We start from the raw sequence: 17,942 nt of genomic DNA on the forward strand, positions 1-17,942 counted from the left end.
CGAAGCGGTTCGCTGATAGTGTGCAGTCGCAATGTAATCTTGTCAAACAAGTTCTCCGGCAAGCCAAGATCTGCATCACGCGAAGGAGCGAACACCTCATGACCGGCGCCGCATCCGCTCCCTGGTTCACCAGGGTCCGCCGCTGGGGTCAGACGAACCTCACCGAACTGGACCCCACGTGGTACCCGAACGACCGCTGGCGCGAGCAGTGGCGCACCACCGGGATCGACGCGGTGATCGTCAACGCCGGCGGCATCGTCGCCTACTACCCCACGGCCATCGACGACCACGCCCGCGCCCGGTACCTCGGTGACCGGGACCTCTTCGGTGAGGTCGTCGCCGATGCCCGGGCGGCAGGCCTCGCCGTCGTGGCGCGGATGGACTCCTCCCGGGTCGGTGCCGACGCGGCTGTGCGCCGGCCCGAGTGGCTGGCCCGCGATGCGTCGGGCGCGCCGTACCGGGCCGGCGACCTGACCGTGGCGTGCGTGAACAGCCCGTACTACACCGAACACCTGCCGGCCGTGCTCGCGGAGGTCATCGCGGCCTACCGGCCCGACGGCTTCGCCGACAACAGCTGGGCGGGCCTGGACCGCCGTCGGGTCTGCCACTGCGAGCACTGCCGTACGGGCTTCCACGACGCCACCGGCCTCGCCCTGCCCACCGTGATCGACCAGAGCGACGCCGGCTACCGGTCCTGGTACCGCTGGAACGTGGCCCGTCGGAACCGGATCTGGTCCGAGAACGCTCGGATCGTGCGCGAGCTCGGCGGCGCGGACTGCCTCTGGCTGGGCATGCTGCCCGGCTCCGTCACCGCCCAGGTGGACCGCTTCATCGACGCCCGCGCCCTGCTCTCCGACGCCCGCCTCGCGCTCCTGGACCACCAGTTCCGGGGCCGGCGCGGCTTCGAGGACAACGCCGAGACCGGGCGCAGACTCACCGAGCTGATGCCCGCCGGGTCCGTCCTGGCCGAGTCGATGGCGATGTACCGCTCGGGCACCCCGGTGTTCCGGCTCGCTGCCATGCCGGCAGGCGAGACGACGCTGTGGATGGCGGCGGGCGCCGCTGGGGGCATCGACCCCTGGTGGCACCACATCGGCGCCGTCCATGGCGACCGGCGCCAGTACGACCGGGCCGGGTCGCTGTTCACGTGGCACCGGCGCAACGAGGCCTACCTGCGCGACCGCACCCCGGTGAGCCGGGTCGCGCTGGTCTGGTCGGATCTGAATGCCGCGGTGTACGGCGGGGAGGACGCCGCCTCCCGCACGAGCACGCCGGCGGACGGGTTCCGTAGCGCCCTGCTCGCGGCTCGGATCCCGGTCACGCCCATGCACATCGACGACCTGGCGGCGCAGGGGCATCGGTTCACCACCGTGGTCCTGCCCCACCTGGCCGTGCTCACCGCCGCGCAACGCGACGCCGTCGCCTCGTTCGTCGCGGCGGGCGGCAACCTGATCGCCTCCGGACGCCTCGGCGCGCTCGACGAGAACGGTGACCCGGCACCGGACGGGCCGCTCTGCGAGATCCTCGGAACCCGCCTCCTCGGGCAGGCCACCGGGGAGACGGGTCCGCACACCGGCGGCTTCGAGGACGCCCGCCGGCACACCTACCTCGAACGCACCACCGACTGGCCCGCCTCGGCCGCGCCCATCTGGTCCGATCTCGCGGGCACCGACCTGATCGGATTCGGCGGCCACCTCGACCACGTGGCGGTCCGGCCCGGTGCGCACGTCCTGGCCACAGCGGTCCCGGCCTTCGGCGTGTACCCACCCGAGACCTCATGGCGCCCGCCCGTGTCGGAGCCCGCACTGCCCGCGATCGTGGTCACCGAGGGCGAGGACGGACGCGGACGCACCGTGCACCTCGCCGCCGACCTCGACCGGTGTGCTGGCCGCAACGATCTCGCCGACCACCACCACCTGCTCGCCGGGCTCGTCCGCTGGACCCTTGACGGGCCTGAGCCGGTGCTGCTGGAAGGTCCGGGCCGGATCGACCTGCACCCGTACCGGCAGACGGACCGGTGGGTGATCCACCTCCTGGACGCCGGCCGGTCGGAAGCCACCCCCGGCACGGTCGAGGACCTGTGGAGCATGGGGCCCTACCGGCTCGGGGTCCACGACCCCGACGGATCGCTGACCCATGCCCACGGCCTGGTCTCCGGGAACGCGCTGCCGACCCAGCGGGACGGGCAGCGCCTCTGGGTGTCGATACCCGCCCTGACGGGCCACGAGGTGATCGTGGTCACACCCGGTGATCAGGAGTCTGCCGGAACCGGCCGACCGGGGTGCGTGGACGGGTCGCCGGGCGGAAAATAGAGGCGGGAGATGTCGGTGGCTGGACGTAACCTCGGGGGCGATGATCGACGCACCACGCACCCCCGAGACCACGCCCGTTACCGAGGCGTCGCCGCTGCCTGCGCCGGTCCCGACCGACCCCGCTCGCCGGCTCGACTGGCGGCGCCTGCGTCGGCCCGCCGCCGCGATCGCCCTGGTCGCGCTCACGATCGGCGCCCTCGGCCAGGTCCTCGGCACGGCTGCGGCCGGCCGGCTGGCCGAGAACGCCACGCTGGCCGGGCTCGTGCTGCTCGCGGTGTGCGTGGTGGGCGGTGCGCTGCTCGACGGCGTCGGTCAGGTGATCTGGGCCGGTGTCGTGGACCGGGCCGAGGGAAAGCTCCGTAGCGACCTGCTCAGCGCGGCCCTGCGTCAGCCGCTCGCGGCGCTCTCCGAGCAGGCCGTCGGCGAGGTGCTCGACCGGGTCGACGACGACACCCACGCCGTCGGGACCCTGGTGCGCCGCCAGCTCTGGGGCGCGGGTCGCACCGTCGCCGGCACCGTGCCGATGTGGATCGTCGCCGGCCTCACCTGGTGGCCGTCGTGGTTCCTGTTCCCGCTGCTCGCCGTGGTCGTCTGGCTCGTGACCCGGAAGATGCTCGACGAGATCGCTCGCCGCAAGGTGATCGAGGAGATGGCCTGGACGGACCACGCCGCGGCCTTCGAGGAGGCCGTCGCCGCCCGCAACGACCTGCGCACCAGCCTCGGTCAGGCGTTCGCGGTGCGTCGCCTCGCTCAGCTCTCGGCGCTCGTTCACGAGAAGTTCCACAAGGTGGTGCGGGTCGAGGAGCGGCTGATCCGGCGCGCCGGCCTCCTGACGTACTCGCTGCTGGCCGCGATCGCCGTGGTCAGCGCTGTGATCGCCGCCGACGGTGGCCTGTCCGTGCAGCAGCTCGTGACGTTGTTCCTGGTCACCGCGATGTTCATCGGACAGATCGACAACCTGGTCCACCACCTGCCCGACATCCAGGAAGGGCTCGGCGCGGTGCTGCGACTGCGGCAGATGCTGGCCCTGGAGCCCGAACCCGAGGGCGGGGACGACGTCCCGGCCGGATCGCTCGACCTGGAACTGCGCGACCTGGAGTTCTCCTACGCCGAGGGCACCTTCGCACTCAGCGGCGTCGACCTGCGGGTCCCGGCGGGCGAGACGATCGCGCTCGTCGGCCGGACCGGCTCCGGCAAGTCGACACTGGCCGCGCTGCTGTCGAGGGCCGTGGAGCCGGAGCGCGGCATGGTGTTCCTCGGTGGCGCCGACGTCCGCGGCCTCGACCTGCAGAAACTGCGTCGCGCCGTCGGTGTGGTCACCCAGCGCACGGAGATCCTGGCCGGGACGCTCGCCGAGAACATCGCGCTGTTCGCTGACGTCCCGCGGGCCGACATCGAGGCGGCGGTCCGTGAGCTCGGGCTGACCGAGTGGGCGTCCGGAATGCCCGACGGCCTGGACACCCTCCTCGGCCCTGGTGGCACCACGCTGTCCGCCGGCGAGGAGCAGCTGGTCGCGTTCGCGCGCCTGCTCGTTCGGGACGTGCAACTGGTGGTCCTCGACGAGGCGACCGCCCGGATGGACCCGCTCACCGAGGCGCGCGTGGTGGCGGCATCGGACCGGCTGCTCAGCGGGCGCACCGGCGTCCTGGTCGCACACCGTCTCGGCACCATCGAGCGCGCCGGGCTGGTCGCGGTGCTCGATCACGGCCGCGTGGTGCAGCAGGGCAAGCGAGCCGAGCTGGCCCGCACGCCCGGCCCGTTCCGCACGCTGGTGGAGGCCGGCGCGAGCGACGGCTCGCTGGACGACGAGGACTACGAGAAGGACGGTGCCTCCGATGGCTCGGTCGACGCGAACCCGGTCGACGCCGGTGCGCAGGCAGGCGACCCGCTCCGGCGGAGCGCGCCCGACGAGGCGACCCCGGCGGGTTCCGGCAGTGAGGCGGGCGCGCTGAATGCTGCGGAGTCGGTGGGCGGGCGCCGTCGGACGGGAACCCCGCCGGACGTGCCCGAGCCGGGCACGGGGCCGAGCCTGGCCCGCGGCATCCTCAACGGCCTGCTGGTGCGGCCGCGGTGGGGGATCTTCGCCGCCTTCCTGTTCCTGCTGGCGAGTCTCGTCGCCGCCCAGGGTGCGGTCAGCGGGTACCTCTGGGGCCGCACGGTCCAGCAGGTGCAGACGGGCACGGTTCCCGTGGTGCTCGTCGTCGCGCTCGCGGTGCTGCTGCTCGCGCAGCCGCTGATCCTGTCCCGAGCCATCGGCCTGTACCCGCGGTGGTGGGTCGAGGTCCTGCTGCGGATCCGGATGACCGTCATGCACGGACAGACCCGGCAACACCGGCTGCCGGCCACGCCGCCGGGCGAGGTCGTGGCCCGGGCGATGGACGCGGACCGGTTCGCGCGGTACGCGGACCGGTGGGTCGACTTCATCAACGGCCTCCTGATCGTGGCCGTCACCGCCCTGATCAGCGGGACCTGGACCGCGGGCGCCGTGCTCCTGGCCGTGATGGTGGTCTCCGCCGCGGCCTCGGCGATCGGCCGGCCGATCGCGGGCCGCTCGGCGACCGCGTCGTCCGCGGCCCGGGCCCGCTTCGGCCGGGCCCTCGTCTCCGCGCTGGACTCGGCCCGCACGGTGAAGCTCGCGGCCCGCACCCCGGACGTGCGCCGGCACCTCGGCGAGGTCGACTCGGGCCGGGTGCGCGCGGCGATCTTCGAGCACCGCGTCCAGGCCGTTCTCGACTCGGTCCCGATGGTCACGCTGTACGTGGGCGTCGTCGTCGCGTGGGGGTTCCTGCTCACCGGCCGGTGGGACCTGGCCACCACCCTGCTCGTCGCCAACGCCGTGATGGGGTTCGCCTGGTTCGGGGTCGTCGCGGGCGCCGTGGTCACCGAGGCGCCCGGAACCCGGGCCTGGCAGGTCGCTACCGCCCGGTTCGCCGACGGCGCCGACCTCGTCGCAGCCCGGCCCGGGGTCGACCTGGTCACCGGCGTCGCCCCTGCGCCCACCGCACCCGCGCACGAGCCGCTCGAGCGCCTCGAGCTGCAGCATCTGAGTGCCGTGCACGACGACGGCACGATCGGCGTCTACGACGTCGATCTCGAGGTCCGTCGCGGCGAGCTCATCCTGCTGCTCGGGCAGGTCGGCTCGGGCAAGTCGTCGCTGCTCTCCTCGCTCGCCGGCCTGGTTGAGCACACCGGTGAGGTCCGGTGGAACGGAGTCGCGGTGAGCGACGCGCAGGCGTTCCTGCGACCGGCCCAGGTCTCGCACGTGGCACAGGTGCCGCGAGTGCTGTCCGGCACCTTCTCCGACAACGTCCGGCTGGACCACGCCCGCGACCTCGACGGCCCGATCCGGGGCGCACGCCTGACGCAGGACGTGGAGGAGGCGGGCGGACCACACGCACTGGTCGGGCACCGCGGCGTGCGCCTGTCCGGTGGTCAGGTGCAGCGCCTCGCGCTCGCGCGAGCCCTCGCCGCGGACACCGAGCTCCTGCTCGCCGACGACGTCTCCAGCGCCCTGGACGCCTCGACCGAGATCGAGCTGTGGGCAGCCCTGCGCGAACGGGGCACAACCGTGGTCGGCGCGACGTCGAAGCGAGCCGCGCTCGCGCGGGCGGACCGGGTCGTGGTGCTGGTCGATGGCACCGTGGCCGACGTCGGGCCCTGGGACCGGCTCGCTCCCAAGTGGAGCCACCTCGCCGGCTGATTGACCTCTCCGGCTCCACCGGCGGCCCCTACCGGGTCCGCCGGTGGCCGCGTCAGGTCCCCGGTGAGCGATCTGCCTCACATCTGGGAACCGTGAACGCGGAGCGCTCGTTCTAGGTCACGAAGTGATCACGAACGACTGCTAAAGTCAGCGCCGCCCCGCCGTCAGTGGGGCACCCACATCCCACCGACGGACCGAGAGGACCCTGGCCATGCTCAAGCGAGCCGACCACAACCCGAGCCACCCCGCAGCAGCATCCCTCGGCTATCTGATCTTCCTGTCCCGATGGCTGCAGGCGCCGCTGTACCTCGGCCTGATCGTGGCACAGGCGGCGTACGTGGTGATGTTCATGCAGGAGCTGTGGCACCTGATCTCCGAGGTGTTCTCCGGCCACCGGATGGACGAGGCGGACACGATGCTGATCGTGCTCGGGCTGGTGGACGTGGTGATGATCTCGAACCTGCTGATCATGGTGATCATCGGCGGGTACGAGACGTTCGTCTCCCGGATCCGGATCGACAACCACCCGGATCAGCCGGAGTGGCTCTCCCACGTGAACGCGAACGTGCTGAAGACGAAGCTCGCGATGTCGATCATCGGGATCTCCTCGATCCACCTGCTCCGCACGTTCATCGAGAGCAACACAACTGACCCCGAGGTCATGCTCTGGCAGACCGTCATCCACATCGCGTTCATCCTCTCGGCGGTCGCGCTCGCGCTGATCGACCGGATGTCGCTCACCTCCCACCAGCGGGCCGCGAACGCACGGTCCGCTGCCGGGGACGCCGCTCCGGCCGACGACCAGGGCGACGGTCGGGCTCTCGAGTCCCAGCACTGAGCCGCCCCCGGCCTCATCCGTCCGGATGAGGCCGGCGGGTCGCCGACACCGTTCGACGACCACCCGGACGATGGCCGTCCACCCTTGGGTGGAGGCAAGGATCGTCCGGGCGACGGACGCGCCGCATCGGCATGATTCCTAGGCTGGAGCCATGATCCAGACCAGCACCCCCGGCGCTCGGAAGCCCACCGTGACCTCGCCGCGTGGCTCCTGGCTCGGCACCGGCATCGGACTCGGCATGGCCGTGGGCGTGGCGCTCGGCACCATCGTCGTGGACATCGCGATCGGGGTCGCGGCCGGCACGCTGCTCGGGATCGGGCTGGGCATCGTTCTGGAGCGCGCGGACCGCCGGCGCCGGGACCGGGAGCAGCTGCTCGCCGGTGCCGACACCGAGTCGGCGGCCGTGTTCACGACCGCGAGCTGACCACCGCCCGGTACTGCGGCAGCCGGCGCAGGCGCCATCAGGCGGTCGGGGCGTCCACCACGGGCGGGAGTCCGAACGTCTCGAACAGTGAGGTGTCGAAGAACGCGGCGACATGCCGCACTCCCCCGCCGGAGCACTCGACCACGTGCAGGTGGAACGGGTGATGACGACCGTCCTCGCCGCGCATGTAGAGACCGTAGGCGGGCTGCCCGTTCGCCCGGGTGGGCACCAGCAGCATGTCCCCCGGTCCGGTGGCCGGGCACTGGGTCGCGATGAGCTCACCGATGTCCTCGGGACCGGTGTACCAGCCCTCGAACGGCGGCATCTCCCAGACCGCGTCCGCGGTGAACAGTTCCACCAGGCCCGCGATGTCGTAACGCTCGAAGCCGTCCACATAGCGCGCCAGGAGCTCCCGCTCGGCAGCGGAGTGCGGCTCGAGCGCGTCCTCTCGCGTCGGCGCAGCCTGCGCCACCTTCTCCCGGGCCCGTTGCAGCAGGCTGTTCACGGCCGCGACGCTCTGACCGGTCGCCTCGGCCACCTCGGCGGCCCGCCAGGCCAGGACATCCCGCAGGATCAACACGGCGCGCTGGCGCGGCGGGAGGAGCTGGAGCGCGGCCACGAAGGCCAGTCGCACCGACTCCCGGGACTCGGCCACGTCCCCCGGGTCGTCGTGACCGAGCGCACCGTCCGGGGCCGGTTCGAGCCAGAGGATGTCCTGTTCCACCAACGGCGCGTCGGGCGCGGTGCTCGGTGCGCCCAGACCGGTCGGCAGCGGCCGGCGCTGCCGTGACTCCAGGGCGGACAGGCACGTGTTCGTCGCGATCTTGTGGATCCAGGTCCGCACCGAGGAGGCTCCGGCGAACCGGGCGTAGCCGCGCCACGCACGCAGCATGGTCTCCTGGGCGAGGTCCTCGGCATCGTGGACCGAGCCCATCATCCGGTAGCAGTGGGCGAAGATCTCGCGCTCGAAGGGAGCGATGATCTCGGCGAAATCGGCATCGACAGCTCGCGTCGTTGACATGGTCGCCAATCTAACCCCGACCCCCGACATCCGAACAGGGCCATCCCGGTCCGGTCCGAGCGCCGGGGTCATCCGGCCGATCCGCAGGGTCCCGGGACTGCCCGGCCCGGCCGGATCAGCCGAGGTCCAGGTACCCGTCGAGCCCGACGGTCAGCCCCGGGTGCTCGGCCACGGCGCGAACGGCGAGCAGCACGCCCGGCATGAACGAGGACCGCTCGAAACTGTCCGTGCGGATCGTCAGCTGCTCCCCCGGGTTGCCGAACAGCACCTCCTCGTGCGCGACCAGACCGCGCAGCCGCACGGCGTGCACGTGCACGCCGTCGACGACGGCGCCGCGGGCGCCGTCGAGGGTGGTCTCGGTAGCGTCCGGGCCGGCTGCCAGGCCGGCCTGCGCGCGGACGGCAGCGATCGCGCGGGCCGTGTGCACGGCCGTCCCGGATGGCGCGTCCACCTTGTTCGGGTGGTGCAGCTCGATGACCTCCGCGGACTCGAAGTAACGGGCCGCCTGGGCCGCGAACCGCATCGCGAGTACCGCGGAGAGTGCGAAGTTCGGAGCAATCAGGACGCCGAGCCCGCGACCGTCGTCGGCGAGGTGGGTGCGCACCCGCCCGAGGGACTCCTCGGTCCAGCCGGTGGTCCCGACCACGGCGTGCAGACCAGCGTCGATGAGGGCGTGCACGTTCGCCTCGGTGGCGGACGGCACGGTGAAGTCCACGGCCACCGCGGCCCCGCTGTCGGCCAGGGTCGCCACATCGTCGCCGACGTCGAGCCTGGGGCCGAGGACGAGGTCGCCGGCACTCTCGATGGCGTCGCAGACGGTCGATCCCATCCGCCCGGCGGCTCCGAGGACGGCGATCATCATGGGCTCAGCGACGGCGTTCGGCGTGTTCGGCATGATCGCCATGCTATCCGCGCGCCCACCGGCTCCTCGCCTCAGGCAGCGGTCGGCAGAGCCCCGAACGCGGTGGCCGCGACGTCCTCCTCGAACGGGCCGACGACGACCAGGTGGCGCGCCGCGGCGTACAGTTCCGCGGCCAGGTCCCGGATCTGCTCGGCAGTCACGGACCGGATCCGCGCGAGCGTCTCGTCGAGGCCGACGAACTCGCCCATGGTGATCTCGGCGCGACCGAGGCGCGACATCCGGGAGCCGGAGTCCTCGAGGCCGAGGACGAGTCCACCGGACATCTGCCCGATGCCCCGCGCGAGCTCGTCGTCGTCCATCACCGTCGTGGCCAGGCGGGCCCACTCTGCGTCAAGGAGTTCGACGACCTGTGCCACCTTGCCCGGCGCGCAGCCGGCATAGAGACCGAAGGTGCCGGTCTCGGCGTATCCCGAGGCGAACGAGTAGACCGAGTACGCGAGGCCGCGCTTCTCGCGGATCTCCTGGAACAGGCGTGAACTCATCGAGCCGCCGAGGACCGCGTTCAGCACGGAGAGCACGAAGCGCCGATCGTCGCCCGCCACCGGGCCGAGACCGCCGAGGATGATGTTGGCCTGCTCCGTGCTGCGACGCACGGTCGCGGCGGAGCCCTGCACCGGGAGCAGGTCCAGACCGTTGGTGGTCGGGCTGCGGCGCGGGGCCGGCGCGGCCGCCGGGTTCAGTGACCAGCCGCCCGCGGCGACGGCGCGTGCGACGGCCTCGCAGAGCGTGTCGTGATCAACCCCGCCAGCGGCTGTGACCACGAGCTCGGACGGCGTGTAGGTGCGCCGGTAGTGCTCGTGGACGGCGTCCCTGGGCACGGCACGGATACTCTCCGGGGTGCCCCCGATCGGACGGCCGAGCGGGTGGTCCCCGAAGACGAGGGCCGAGAAGCGCTCGTGTGCGACGTCGACGGGGTCGTCCTCGTTCATCGCGAGTTCCTCGAGGATGACCTCGCGCTCGCTGTCGAAGTCGTCGGCGTCGAGCGTCGCGGAGGTGACCATGTCGAGGATGACGTCGGTCGCCATCGGCAGGTCTGCGTCGAGCACCCGCGCGTAGTAGCAGGTGTGCTCCTTGCCGGTCGCGGCGTTCGCCTCTCCCCCGACGGCGTCGAACGCCGAGGCGATCTCCATCGCGTCTCGGGAGGGCGTGCCCTTGAACAGCAGGTGTTCGAGGAAATGCGTGGAGCCGTGGTGGCCGTCGGTCTCGTCACGAGACCCGACGGCCACCCAGGCACCGATCGCGGCCGAGCGCTGACCGGGCATGGCCTCGGTCAGCACCCGGATCCCACCGGGGAGAACGGAGCGGCGCACGACGGCGCCGGCTCCGGTCTCCACGGTGATCTCCGTACCCGGCGATCCCGCCGGGCCGAGGATCAGTTCGGACACGTCACGCATCCGCAGGCGCGGACTCCGACTTCTCGGCGTCGTCCTCTGCGATGACGGCGTGCAGCGAGAGCTTGCCGCGCGGGTCGATCTCGGCCAGTTCGACCTCGACCTTCTGACCCACGGACAGCACGTCCTCGACGTTCTCCACCCGCTTGCCACCGACGAGGCGGCGCACCTGGGAGATGTGCAGCAGCCCGTCCTTGCCCGGGGACAGCGACACGAACGCGCCGAAGGAGGTCGTCTTGACGACCGTCCCCACGAACCGTTCGCCCACCTCGGGCATCTGCGGGTTGGCGATCGCGTTGATCGCCTGACGCGCGGCCTCGGCCGAAGGGCCGTCCGTCGCGCCGATGAACACGGTGCCGTCGTCCTCGATGGAGATGTCGGCGCCAGTGTCCTCCTGGATCTGGTTGATCATCTTGCCCTTCGGCCCGATGACCTCGCCGATCTTGGATACCGGGACCTGGACGGTGATCACGCGCGGCGCCGTCGGAGCCATCTCGTCCGGGGTGTCGATGGCCTCGGCCATGACGTCCAGGATGTGCAGCCGGGCCTCGCGGGCCTGGGTGAGCGCACCACCGAGCACGGAGGCGGGGATGCCGTCGAGCTTGGTGTCGAGCTGGATCGCGGTGACGAACTCGCGGGTACCTGCGACCTTGAAGTCCATGTCGCCGAACGCGTCCTCGGCGCCAAGGATGTCGGTGAGCGCCGCGTAGCGGGTCTCCCCGTCAACGGTGTCCGAGACCAGGCCCATCGCGATGCCGGCGACGGGCGCGCGCAGCGGCACCCCGGCGTTCAGCAGGGACAGTGTCGAGGCGCACACGGAGCCCATCGACGTCGAACCGTTGGAGCCGAGGGCCTCGGACACCTGACGGATCGCGTACGGGAACTCCTCGCGGCTCGGCAGCACCGGCATGATCGCGCGCTCGGCGAGGGCGCCGTGCCCGATCTCGCGCCGCTTCGGGCTGCCCACCCGGCCGGTCTCACCGGTCGAGTAGGGCGGGAAGTTGTAGTTGTGCATGTAGCGCTTGCGCGTCTGCGGGGACAGCGTGTCGAGCTGCTGCTCCATCTTCAGCATGTTCAGCGTGGTGACGCCAAGGATCTGGGTCTCGCCGCGCTCGAACAGCGCCGAACCGTGCACGCGGGGCAGCACCTCGACCTCGGCGGAGAGGGTGCGGATGTCCCGCAGCCCACGCCCGTCGATGCGGAAGCCGTCGGTGAGGATGCGCTGGCGGATCAGCTTCTTGGTGACAGCGCGGTAGGCAGCGGAGAGTTCCTTCTCGCGACCGTCGAAACCGTTCTGCAGGGCGCCGACCATGGCGTCCTTGATCTCGTCGATCCGGCTCTCGCGCTCCTGCTTGCCTGCGATGGCGAGGGCGTCGGACAGTGCCTGGCCGACCTCGGCCTCCACGGCGGCGTAGGCGTCACCCTGGTAGTCGGGGAACAGCGGGAACTCCTGCACCTCCTTCGCGGCGCGGGTGGCGAGGTCCTGCTGGGCCTCGACGAGCACCTTGATGAAGGGCTTCGCGGCCTCCAGGCCCTGCGCGACGACCTCTTCGGTCGGGGCGCCGACACCCTGCTCCTTGATGAGCGTCCAGGCGTTGTCGGTGGCCTCGGCCTCGATCATCGCGATCGCGACGTCGGTGCTGCCGTCGGCGACGGTCACCGCGCGGCCGGCGACGACCATGGAGAACACGGCGCGCTCGGTCTCGCTGTAGCGCGGGAAGGCGACCCACTGACCATCGATCAGGGCGATCCGGACCGCCCCGACCGGGCCGGAGAACGGCAGGCCGGAGAGCTGGGTGGACATCGACGCCGCGTTGATCGCGAGGATGTCGTAGGAGTCGTCGGGGTGGATCGCGAGGATCGTCTCAACGACCTGGACCTCGTTGCGCAGGCCCTTGACGAAGAGCGGACGCAGCGGCCGGTCGATCAGGCGGCAGGCCAGGATCGCCTCGGTCGAGGGGCGGCCCTCACGGCGGAAGAACGAGCCGGGGATCTTCCCGGCGGCGTACTGGCGCTCCTCGACGTCCACCGTCAGCGGGAAGAAGTCGAACTGGTCCTTGGGGTACTTGCCGGCCGTCGTGGTCGACAGCAGCATCGTGTCCTCGTCGAGGTACGCGACGGCGGCGCCGCCCGACTGCTTGGCGAGACGACCCGTCTCGAAGCGGACCGTGCGCGTGCCGAAACTGCCGTTGTCGATGACGGCTTCGGCGAACTGAATCTCGGGACCCTCCATGGGGTGCCCTCCTTCGTGTTCGTCCGGGGCTCGGCGGTCATCGATCGAGGCCCACGGACGCCTGTCCGGAAGCCACTACCGAGGACCAACGAAAGCCCCGAGTGGGTGGTTTGTCTGTAGTTGTGGGTGATACGGCGCCCGCGCACCGGCGGGCACATGAACCGGCCGGCCCGGAACCCTGGGGTCCCGGGCCGGCCGGTCACGTCACTATCGGCGCAGGCCGAGACGCTCGATGAGCGAGCGGTAACGCTCGATGTCGACGTCGCGCAGGTAGCCGAGGAGGCGACGGCGCTGGCCGACCAGGAGCAGCAGGCCACGACGCGAGTGGTGGTCGTGCTTGTGCTCCTTGAAGTGCTCGGTCAGGTCCTTGATCCGCCGCGAGAGCAGCGCGATCTGGACCTCGGGGGAGCCGGTGTCACCCTCGTGGGTGGCGTATTCGGCAATGATCTGCTTCTTGACTGCGACATCGAGGGCCACGGTTCTCCTTGGTGTACTCGTTGCGCGGAGCTCCGGGGCATGTTCTCCCGGGCATGACGAATCCGCGGCCGATCTGACGGCAACGCTCAGGTTATCACCCGCTGGACCGGCCCGAGGAATCGCGTGGCTGTCCGGCTTCAGTGCGTGGCGGAGCCGGAGGCCGGCAGCTGGGCCGGGTGCGGTACACCGAGCACGTCGGCGGCGGAGATGACGTCCTGGCGCATCTGCTCGATGAGCGCAGCCATGCCCTCGTAGCGAAGAGTCGGACGCAGCCGGCGCACGAACTCCACCACGACCTCCTCGTCATAGAGGTCCAGGTCGGTGCGGCCGAGCACGTGGGCCTCCACGCGGCGCTGGACACCGTCGAAGGTGGGGTTCGTTCCGATCGAGATGGCGGCAGGCAACGAGACCTCCTCCGGCGCACCCGGGTACCGCACGAGCCAGCCCGCGTACACGCCGTCGGCGGGGATGGTGCCGGTCGCGCCGGTGTCGAGGTTCGCCGTCGGGAACCCCATCTCACGCCCGCGGGCCTCGCCGTGGACGACGACCCCACGCATCCGGTGCGGCCGCCCGAGGACGCGGGTGACGCCCGCACAGTCGCCCTCGGCGAGCAGTTCCCGGACCCAGGTGGAGGACCAGCGCCGCTCCCCCGGCTCGGCGACGTCGTGGACGACCTCGACCTCGAACCCCAGGCGGCGGCCCAGCTCGGTCATCGTGGTGCGGTCCCCCACGTTGCCCCAGCCGAACCGGATGTCCTCCCCGATGACGACGCGGCGCGCGTGGAGTGCCTCCACGAAGTAGCGGCGCACGAACTCCTCCGGCGCCTGCCGGGCGAACTCCTCCGTGTAGCCGATGACCAGGACGGCGTCGAGGCCGGTCTGCGCCATCAGCGCCAACCGGTCGTCGAGTCCTGTGAGCAGCGTCGGCGCGCTTCCGGGCCGGTGCACCGTGGCGGGGTGGGGGTCGAACGTGACCGCAACGGCCGGAACCCCCTCGGCGCGTGCCGCGGCCACCACCTCGGCGAGCACCGCGCGATGCCCGAGGTGGACGCCGTCGAAGTTGCCGATGGTGAGCACGCTCGCGGTCAGATCCGCAGGAATCTCCGTGATGCCGTTCCAGCGCCGCACGTTCTTGTCCGCCTCCCATGTGGTCCCGGTCGGGACACCGAGGCCAAGCGTGCCACCTCCGGGCGGGTGCGCGCGAAGGCGCTACTGGTCGGTGTCGCTGTCGGCGGACTCGGAGTCCTCGGCGAGGACCCGGTAGAGGTCCTTGCGAGCGCCGTCCAGGATCGCCACGGCAGCCTGCTGCTGCGCGGCGTCGCCGACCCGGACCACCTGCTTCGCGGCATCCACGAAGGCCATCATGCTGCGGCGGACGGCCAACGCGGCATCGGGGCCACCGACCTCCCAGGGCGTTCCGAGCGACGCCCGGTTCTCCTCCACGTACGCACGGCCCGCTGCGGTCAGTGCCGCGGTGCGCCGGCCGTCGATGTTCTCGATGGTGAGCAATCCCTCATCCTCGAGTGCCTGCAGCGTCGGGTAGATGGAGCCGGGGCTCGGCGTCCACGTTCCGGAGCTACGCTCGCCGATCTCCTGGATCAGCTGGTAGCCGTGCCGCGGCTCCTCCGCCAGGAGGAGCAGGATCGCGGCTCGAACGTCGCCACGCGGACGTGGCCCGCGGCGGCCGCGGCCATGGCCACGGTGGCCGCGGTGGGGTCCGCCCGCGAAGTCCGGCGCACCGGCCTCTTCGGGGATCGGGCCACGTCCACCGCGGCGCCGGCGGGGACCGAAGCCTCGGCCCGCGAGGTCGTCGGGCATCTGCCCGGGTTCGAACGCGTCGCCGTAGCGGTCGCGACGGGCGCGGGATTCACCGGGAACACCCCGGCCACGGCGCCCACGGGCGCCGCCGATGTGTGAGTCATCGTGGTAAGTCATGTCGTTTTCCTTTCGTCGACACGCTCACGATATATCGCGATATGCCAAACGTCAAGTGGCGGTTCTGCCATGTGGCGGTGCCGGCAGGTCAGCGCACGTCGCTGAGCGGGAGGCCGAGCGCCCGCACCACGTCGATCACGACGTCCCGCTCCAGGAAGTCGACGGGCACGTCGATGACGTCGTCGGTTCGCGCCGCCCCGAGCCGCACCACGTGGACCTTCGCGGGTCTGCCCGAGCGCTGCACGACCGCGCCGACCAGGTCGGCGACGGCCTCGGCGACAGCCACCGACGCGACGATCGGCGCGAACTCATGGCCGTTCGGGATCGGTGAGCTGAGCACGGCGCGCCCCGCGCCCAGCACCACGTGCGCGGCATCCCCGGATGCGCCGATGACTCTGATCCAGGCCCGGGAGTGGGTGAGGACGTGGGACACCCGCTTCGCGTCCCCGACCACTCCGGACGGACCGAGCAGCCCTCGACCGACCAGCGATTCTCGGCCCCGGGCCACGTCCGGGCCGCCGCCGCCGCTGCCGCTGCCGCTGTCGCTGTCGGTCTCGGGGTCGAGGCCGAAGACGGCCCTGCTGATCCGGGCCGCGGGTGTGGGCGTGTTCGCGAGCAGCAGGGCCAACTCGTTCGTGTCGAGACGGAGGACGGGGACCGAGGGCAAGGCGACGGTCGGATCCTGGAAGGCGGTCATGCACCCACGCTAACGACGCGGGCCGCCCCGGGCGGGCTCGTCCACGCCATCGGTTCGGTGGGGCCGCGACCCAGGGCCGCGCGGGATCCACTCGGCGTGTCCGCTGCTTCTCCCACGGCCCGAGCGAGCGCGACGCGGTGCACCGAGGAGACGGACGTGGCCGCGCGGCGAACCCGACAGCGCCCCGGCTGCGCAGGCGAGGGCACGTAGGGCAGGCGGCGGAAGTTTCCGCCCAACCCGCTCTGGTCCGGCCCGGCGTCGGCCCCCTAGCGTCGGCGGCATGCCCACCTCCCCCACCGCGGCGCTCCGGCTCATGACGGCGGAACTTGCGTGGCTGCTCTCGCTGCGGCCGGGCCGGTCGGCAGCCCTGGTGGCGGCGGCGCTCGGAGTCCCGGTGTCCCCTCCCGCCGGAGCGGCCTCGCAGGGCTCGCCTCACGCTCTGGGCGACGACGAGTTGCTCCGGCCCGACACGGCCATCGCTGGGGACGTGCTCACCTCGGCCGAGGCGCTGGTCTCGGTCGGAACGGCGGACGCACTGGCCGCGCTCGCCGCGATCGGCCGGGACCGGGTGCTGCTCGTCGTCCCGGACGGTCGCAACGGCTTCGAGATCGCTGCGGTCGACGGCGGCACACCGGCGGGCGAGGCCGTCGCCGAGATCGCGGCTCGGCTCGGGACCGACGCCGTGGTCATGGTCGCCGATGCCGGCGGCACGATCCGAACCGTCGAGGCCGGGCCGGGCCTGGCGGGTGCCGTGCAGGCACTGGTGCCGGAGCGGACGACGTGAGCGTCACCCACGGCGCGGAGGTCGCCGCGCTGCGGGACTGGGCGTCGGCGGCCGCGGCGGCGGCACGGACCCTTGCCGACGTCGCGGGCCGGGTCGAGATCGCCGTCGCCGCCCTGACCTGGTCGGGCCCGGATCGGCAGCGCTTCGCCGACGACTGGACCGGGCGCTGCGCGCCCGGCCTACGGGGCGTCGGCGACGCACTGCTGAGCGCGTCCGCGCAGGTCGCAAGGGACGCCGTCGAGCAGGAGAACGTCAGCACCGCACCCGTCGACACCGGACCGACACCTGCCCCGACCGGTGACCCGTTCGCCGGCCCCGACGCGGCTGCCGACGCCGCCCGGGAGGCGCGCGAGGCCGGCTGGGCGCGCGGCGCCGGACGGGTCCTGCTCGGCCTGATCGCAAGCGCGGTCGGCGGGCCGGTCGGGGCCGTCCTCAGTGCGGTCGCGGGGCCGCGGCTCGTCGAACACCTGGTCGGGGTGGCGGACGACCGGGCCGCTCGGACCTCGGTCGCCGACGTCACCGACGAGGTCGTGATCGCCGACACCCTGCCCACCGGACCGACCGATCTGCTCCACGACATGGCCGACCTGTACGAGCACGACGGCGCGGTGCGCCTCGACGTGATCACCCGGCCGGACGGCAGCCAGATCGCGCTGATGTACGTGCCCGGCACCCAGGACTGGTCCCTGGACCCCGACGGCGCGAACCCGATGGGCGCGTACGGCGCGGTCGGGGCGGTGTCCGGCAAGGACACCCCGATCCGGCGGGTCATGCTTGCGGCGCTGGACCGGGTACCCGACGGCGTCCCGGTCCATCTGGCCACGCACAGCCAGAGCAGCTTCGCGGCGCTCGACCTCGCCGCCGACCCCTTCATCCGAGCCCGCTACGACCTCGCCTCGATCGTCACGACCGGTGCGGGCGGCGGGAACTTCGAGGTCCCGGCCGGCACCACGCTGGTCTCTGTCCGCAACCCGCTCGACCCTGTCGCCCGGATCGGCGGCGCCCCGGACGCAGCGATCGAGGTCACCGGCGTCTGGGACTCGGTCAACCCGCACTCCTCCCGCGCGTACGCCGACCTGCTCGCCCGCACGCCGTCGCCGGAACTGGATGCGTGGTGGCGCGGCGTCGGCATCGAGCCGGGCTCGACCATGCAGACCCGCGTCCTGCGTGGCACCGTCGCGCCGGGTGACTGATCGGGCCGGGTCGTCG

The 17,942-nt window shown here is 72.1% G+C and carries 14 protein-coding genes; 6 read left to right on the forward strand and 8 right to left on the reverse strand.

The genetic code is table 11. The features are described from left to right. The first annotated feature begins 98 nt into the window (after positions 1 to 98). From HALOF300_RS19625 to HALOF300_RS19640, 4 genes are all read left to right on the forward strand, one after another. Positions 99 to 2,312 carry an alpha-amylase family protein gene (locus tag HALOF300_RS19625; RefSeq protein WP_156742594.1) on the forward strand — a complete coding sequence of 738 codons (2,214 nt, stop codon included), beginning with the start codon at positions 99 to 101 and terminating at the stop codon, positions 2,310 to 2,312. 40 nt (positions 2,313 to 2,352) lie between these two features. Beyond that, positions 2,353 to 6,012 (forward strand): ATP-binding cassette domain-containing protein, encoded by a 3,660-nt coding sequence (locus HALOF300_RS19630; RefSeq protein ID WP_156742595.1) that lies wholly within the window; start codon positions 2,353 to 2,355, stop codon positions 6,010 to 6,012. Positions 6,013 to 6,223: 211 nt separating this feature from the next. Next, positions 6,224 to 6,850, forward strand: coding sequence for a TIGR00645 family protein (locus HALOF300_RS19635; RefSeq protein ID WP_156742596.1), 627 nt, complete (start codon positions 6,224 to 6,226; stop codon positions 6,848 to 6,850). Positions 6,851 to 7,001: 151 nt separating this feature from the next. Next, entirely contained in the window at positions 7,002 to 7,274 is a 273-nt protein-coding gene (locus tag HALOF300_RS19640; protein WP_156742597.1) for a hypothetical protein, read from the forward strand. Between the two features lie 37 nt (positions 7,275 to 7,311). Here HALOF300_RS19640 and HALOF300_RS19645 read toward each other — a convergent pair whose 3' ends face one another. From HALOF300_RS19645 to HALOF300_RS19680, 8 genes are all read right to left on the reverse strand, one after another. Then, a complete protein-coding gene (locus tag HALOF300_RS19645) occupies positions 7,312 to 8,295 on the reverse strand; it encodes a sigma-70 family RNA polymerase sigma factor (RefSeq protein ID WP_156742598.1) in 984 nt (327 codons plus the stop codon). Positions 8,296 to 8,410: 115 nt separating this feature from the next. Continuing rightward, positions 8,411 to 9,190, reverse strand: a complete 780-nt coding sequence (gene dapB / locus HALOF300_RS19650; RefSeq protein ID WP_197522696.1) for a 4-hydroxy-tetrahydrodipicolinate reductase — start codon at positions 9,188 to 9,190, stop codon at positions 8,411 to 8,413. A gap of 38 nt (positions 9,191 to 9,228) precedes the next feature. Then, positions 9,229 to 10,611 carry a M16 family metallopeptidase gene (locus HALOF300_RS19655; protein ID WP_156742599.1) on the reverse strand — a complete coding sequence of 461 codons (1,383 nt, stop codon included), beginning with the start codon at positions 10,609 to 10,611 and terminating at the stop codon, positions 9,229 to 9,231. Next, positions 10,604 to 12,841 (reverse strand): polyribonucleotide nucleotidyltransferase, encoded by a 2,238-nt coding sequence (locus HALOF300_RS19660; RefSeq protein WP_156742600.1) that lies wholly within the window; start codon positions 12,839 to 12,841, stop codon positions 10,604 to 10,606. Before HALOF300_RS19660 ends, HALOF300_RS19655 begins: the two co-directional genes overlap by 8 nt. Positions 12,842 to 13,048: 207 nt before the next feature. After that, positions 13,049 to 13,318: a 30S ribosomal protein S15 gene (rpsO, locus tag HALOF300_RS19665; protein WP_133108806.1), complete on the reverse strand. Its 270-nt coding sequence runs from the start codon at positions 13,316 to 13,318 to the stop codon at positions 13,049 to 13,051. 137 nt (positions 13,319 to 13,455) lie between these two features. Further along, on the reverse strand, positions 13,456 to 14,445 hold the full coding sequence (locus tag HALOF300_RS19670) for a bifunctional riboflavin kinase/FAD synthetase (RefSeq protein WP_156742601.1): 990 nt from the start codon (positions 14,443 to 14,445) through the stop codon (positions 13,456 to 13,458). A gap of 81 nt (positions 14,446 to 14,526) precedes the next feature. Continuing rightward, complete coding sequence (locus HALOF300_RS19675; protein WP_156742602.1) at positions 14,527 to 15,252, reverse strand: PadR family transcriptional regulator; 726 nt, start codon at positions 15,250 to 15,252, stop codon at positions 14,527 to 14,529. An 88-nt stretch (positions 15,253 to 15,340) separates the two neighbouring features. Further along, a complete protein-coding gene (locus HALOF300_RS19680) occupies positions 15,341 to 15,949 on the reverse strand; it encodes a hypothetical protein (protein WP_156742603.1) in 609 nt (202 codons plus the stop codon). A gap of 280 nt (positions 15,950 to 16,229) precedes the next feature. On the opposite strand from HALOF300_RS19680, the gene HALOF300_RS19685 reads away from it, so the two are divergent. After that, a complete protein-coding gene (locus HALOF300_RS19685) occupies positions 16,230 to 16,733 on the forward strand; it encodes a hypothetical protein (RefSeq protein WP_156742604.1) in 504 nt (167 codons plus the stop codon). After that, a complete protein-coding gene (locus HALOF300_RS19690) occupies positions 16,730 to 17,926 on the forward strand; it encodes a hypothetical protein (protein ID WP_156742605.1) in 1,197 nt (398 codons plus the stop codon). Before HALOF300_RS19685 ends, HALOF300_RS19690 begins: the two co-directional genes overlap by 4 nt. Positions 17,927 to 17,942 lie beyond the last annotated feature (16 nt).

This window comes from Occultella aeris, from assembly GCF_902703175.1.
In the GTDB taxonomy this organism is placed as follows: Bacteria; Actinomycetota; Actinomycetes; order Actinomycetales; family Beutenbergiaceae; genus Occultella; species Occultella aeris.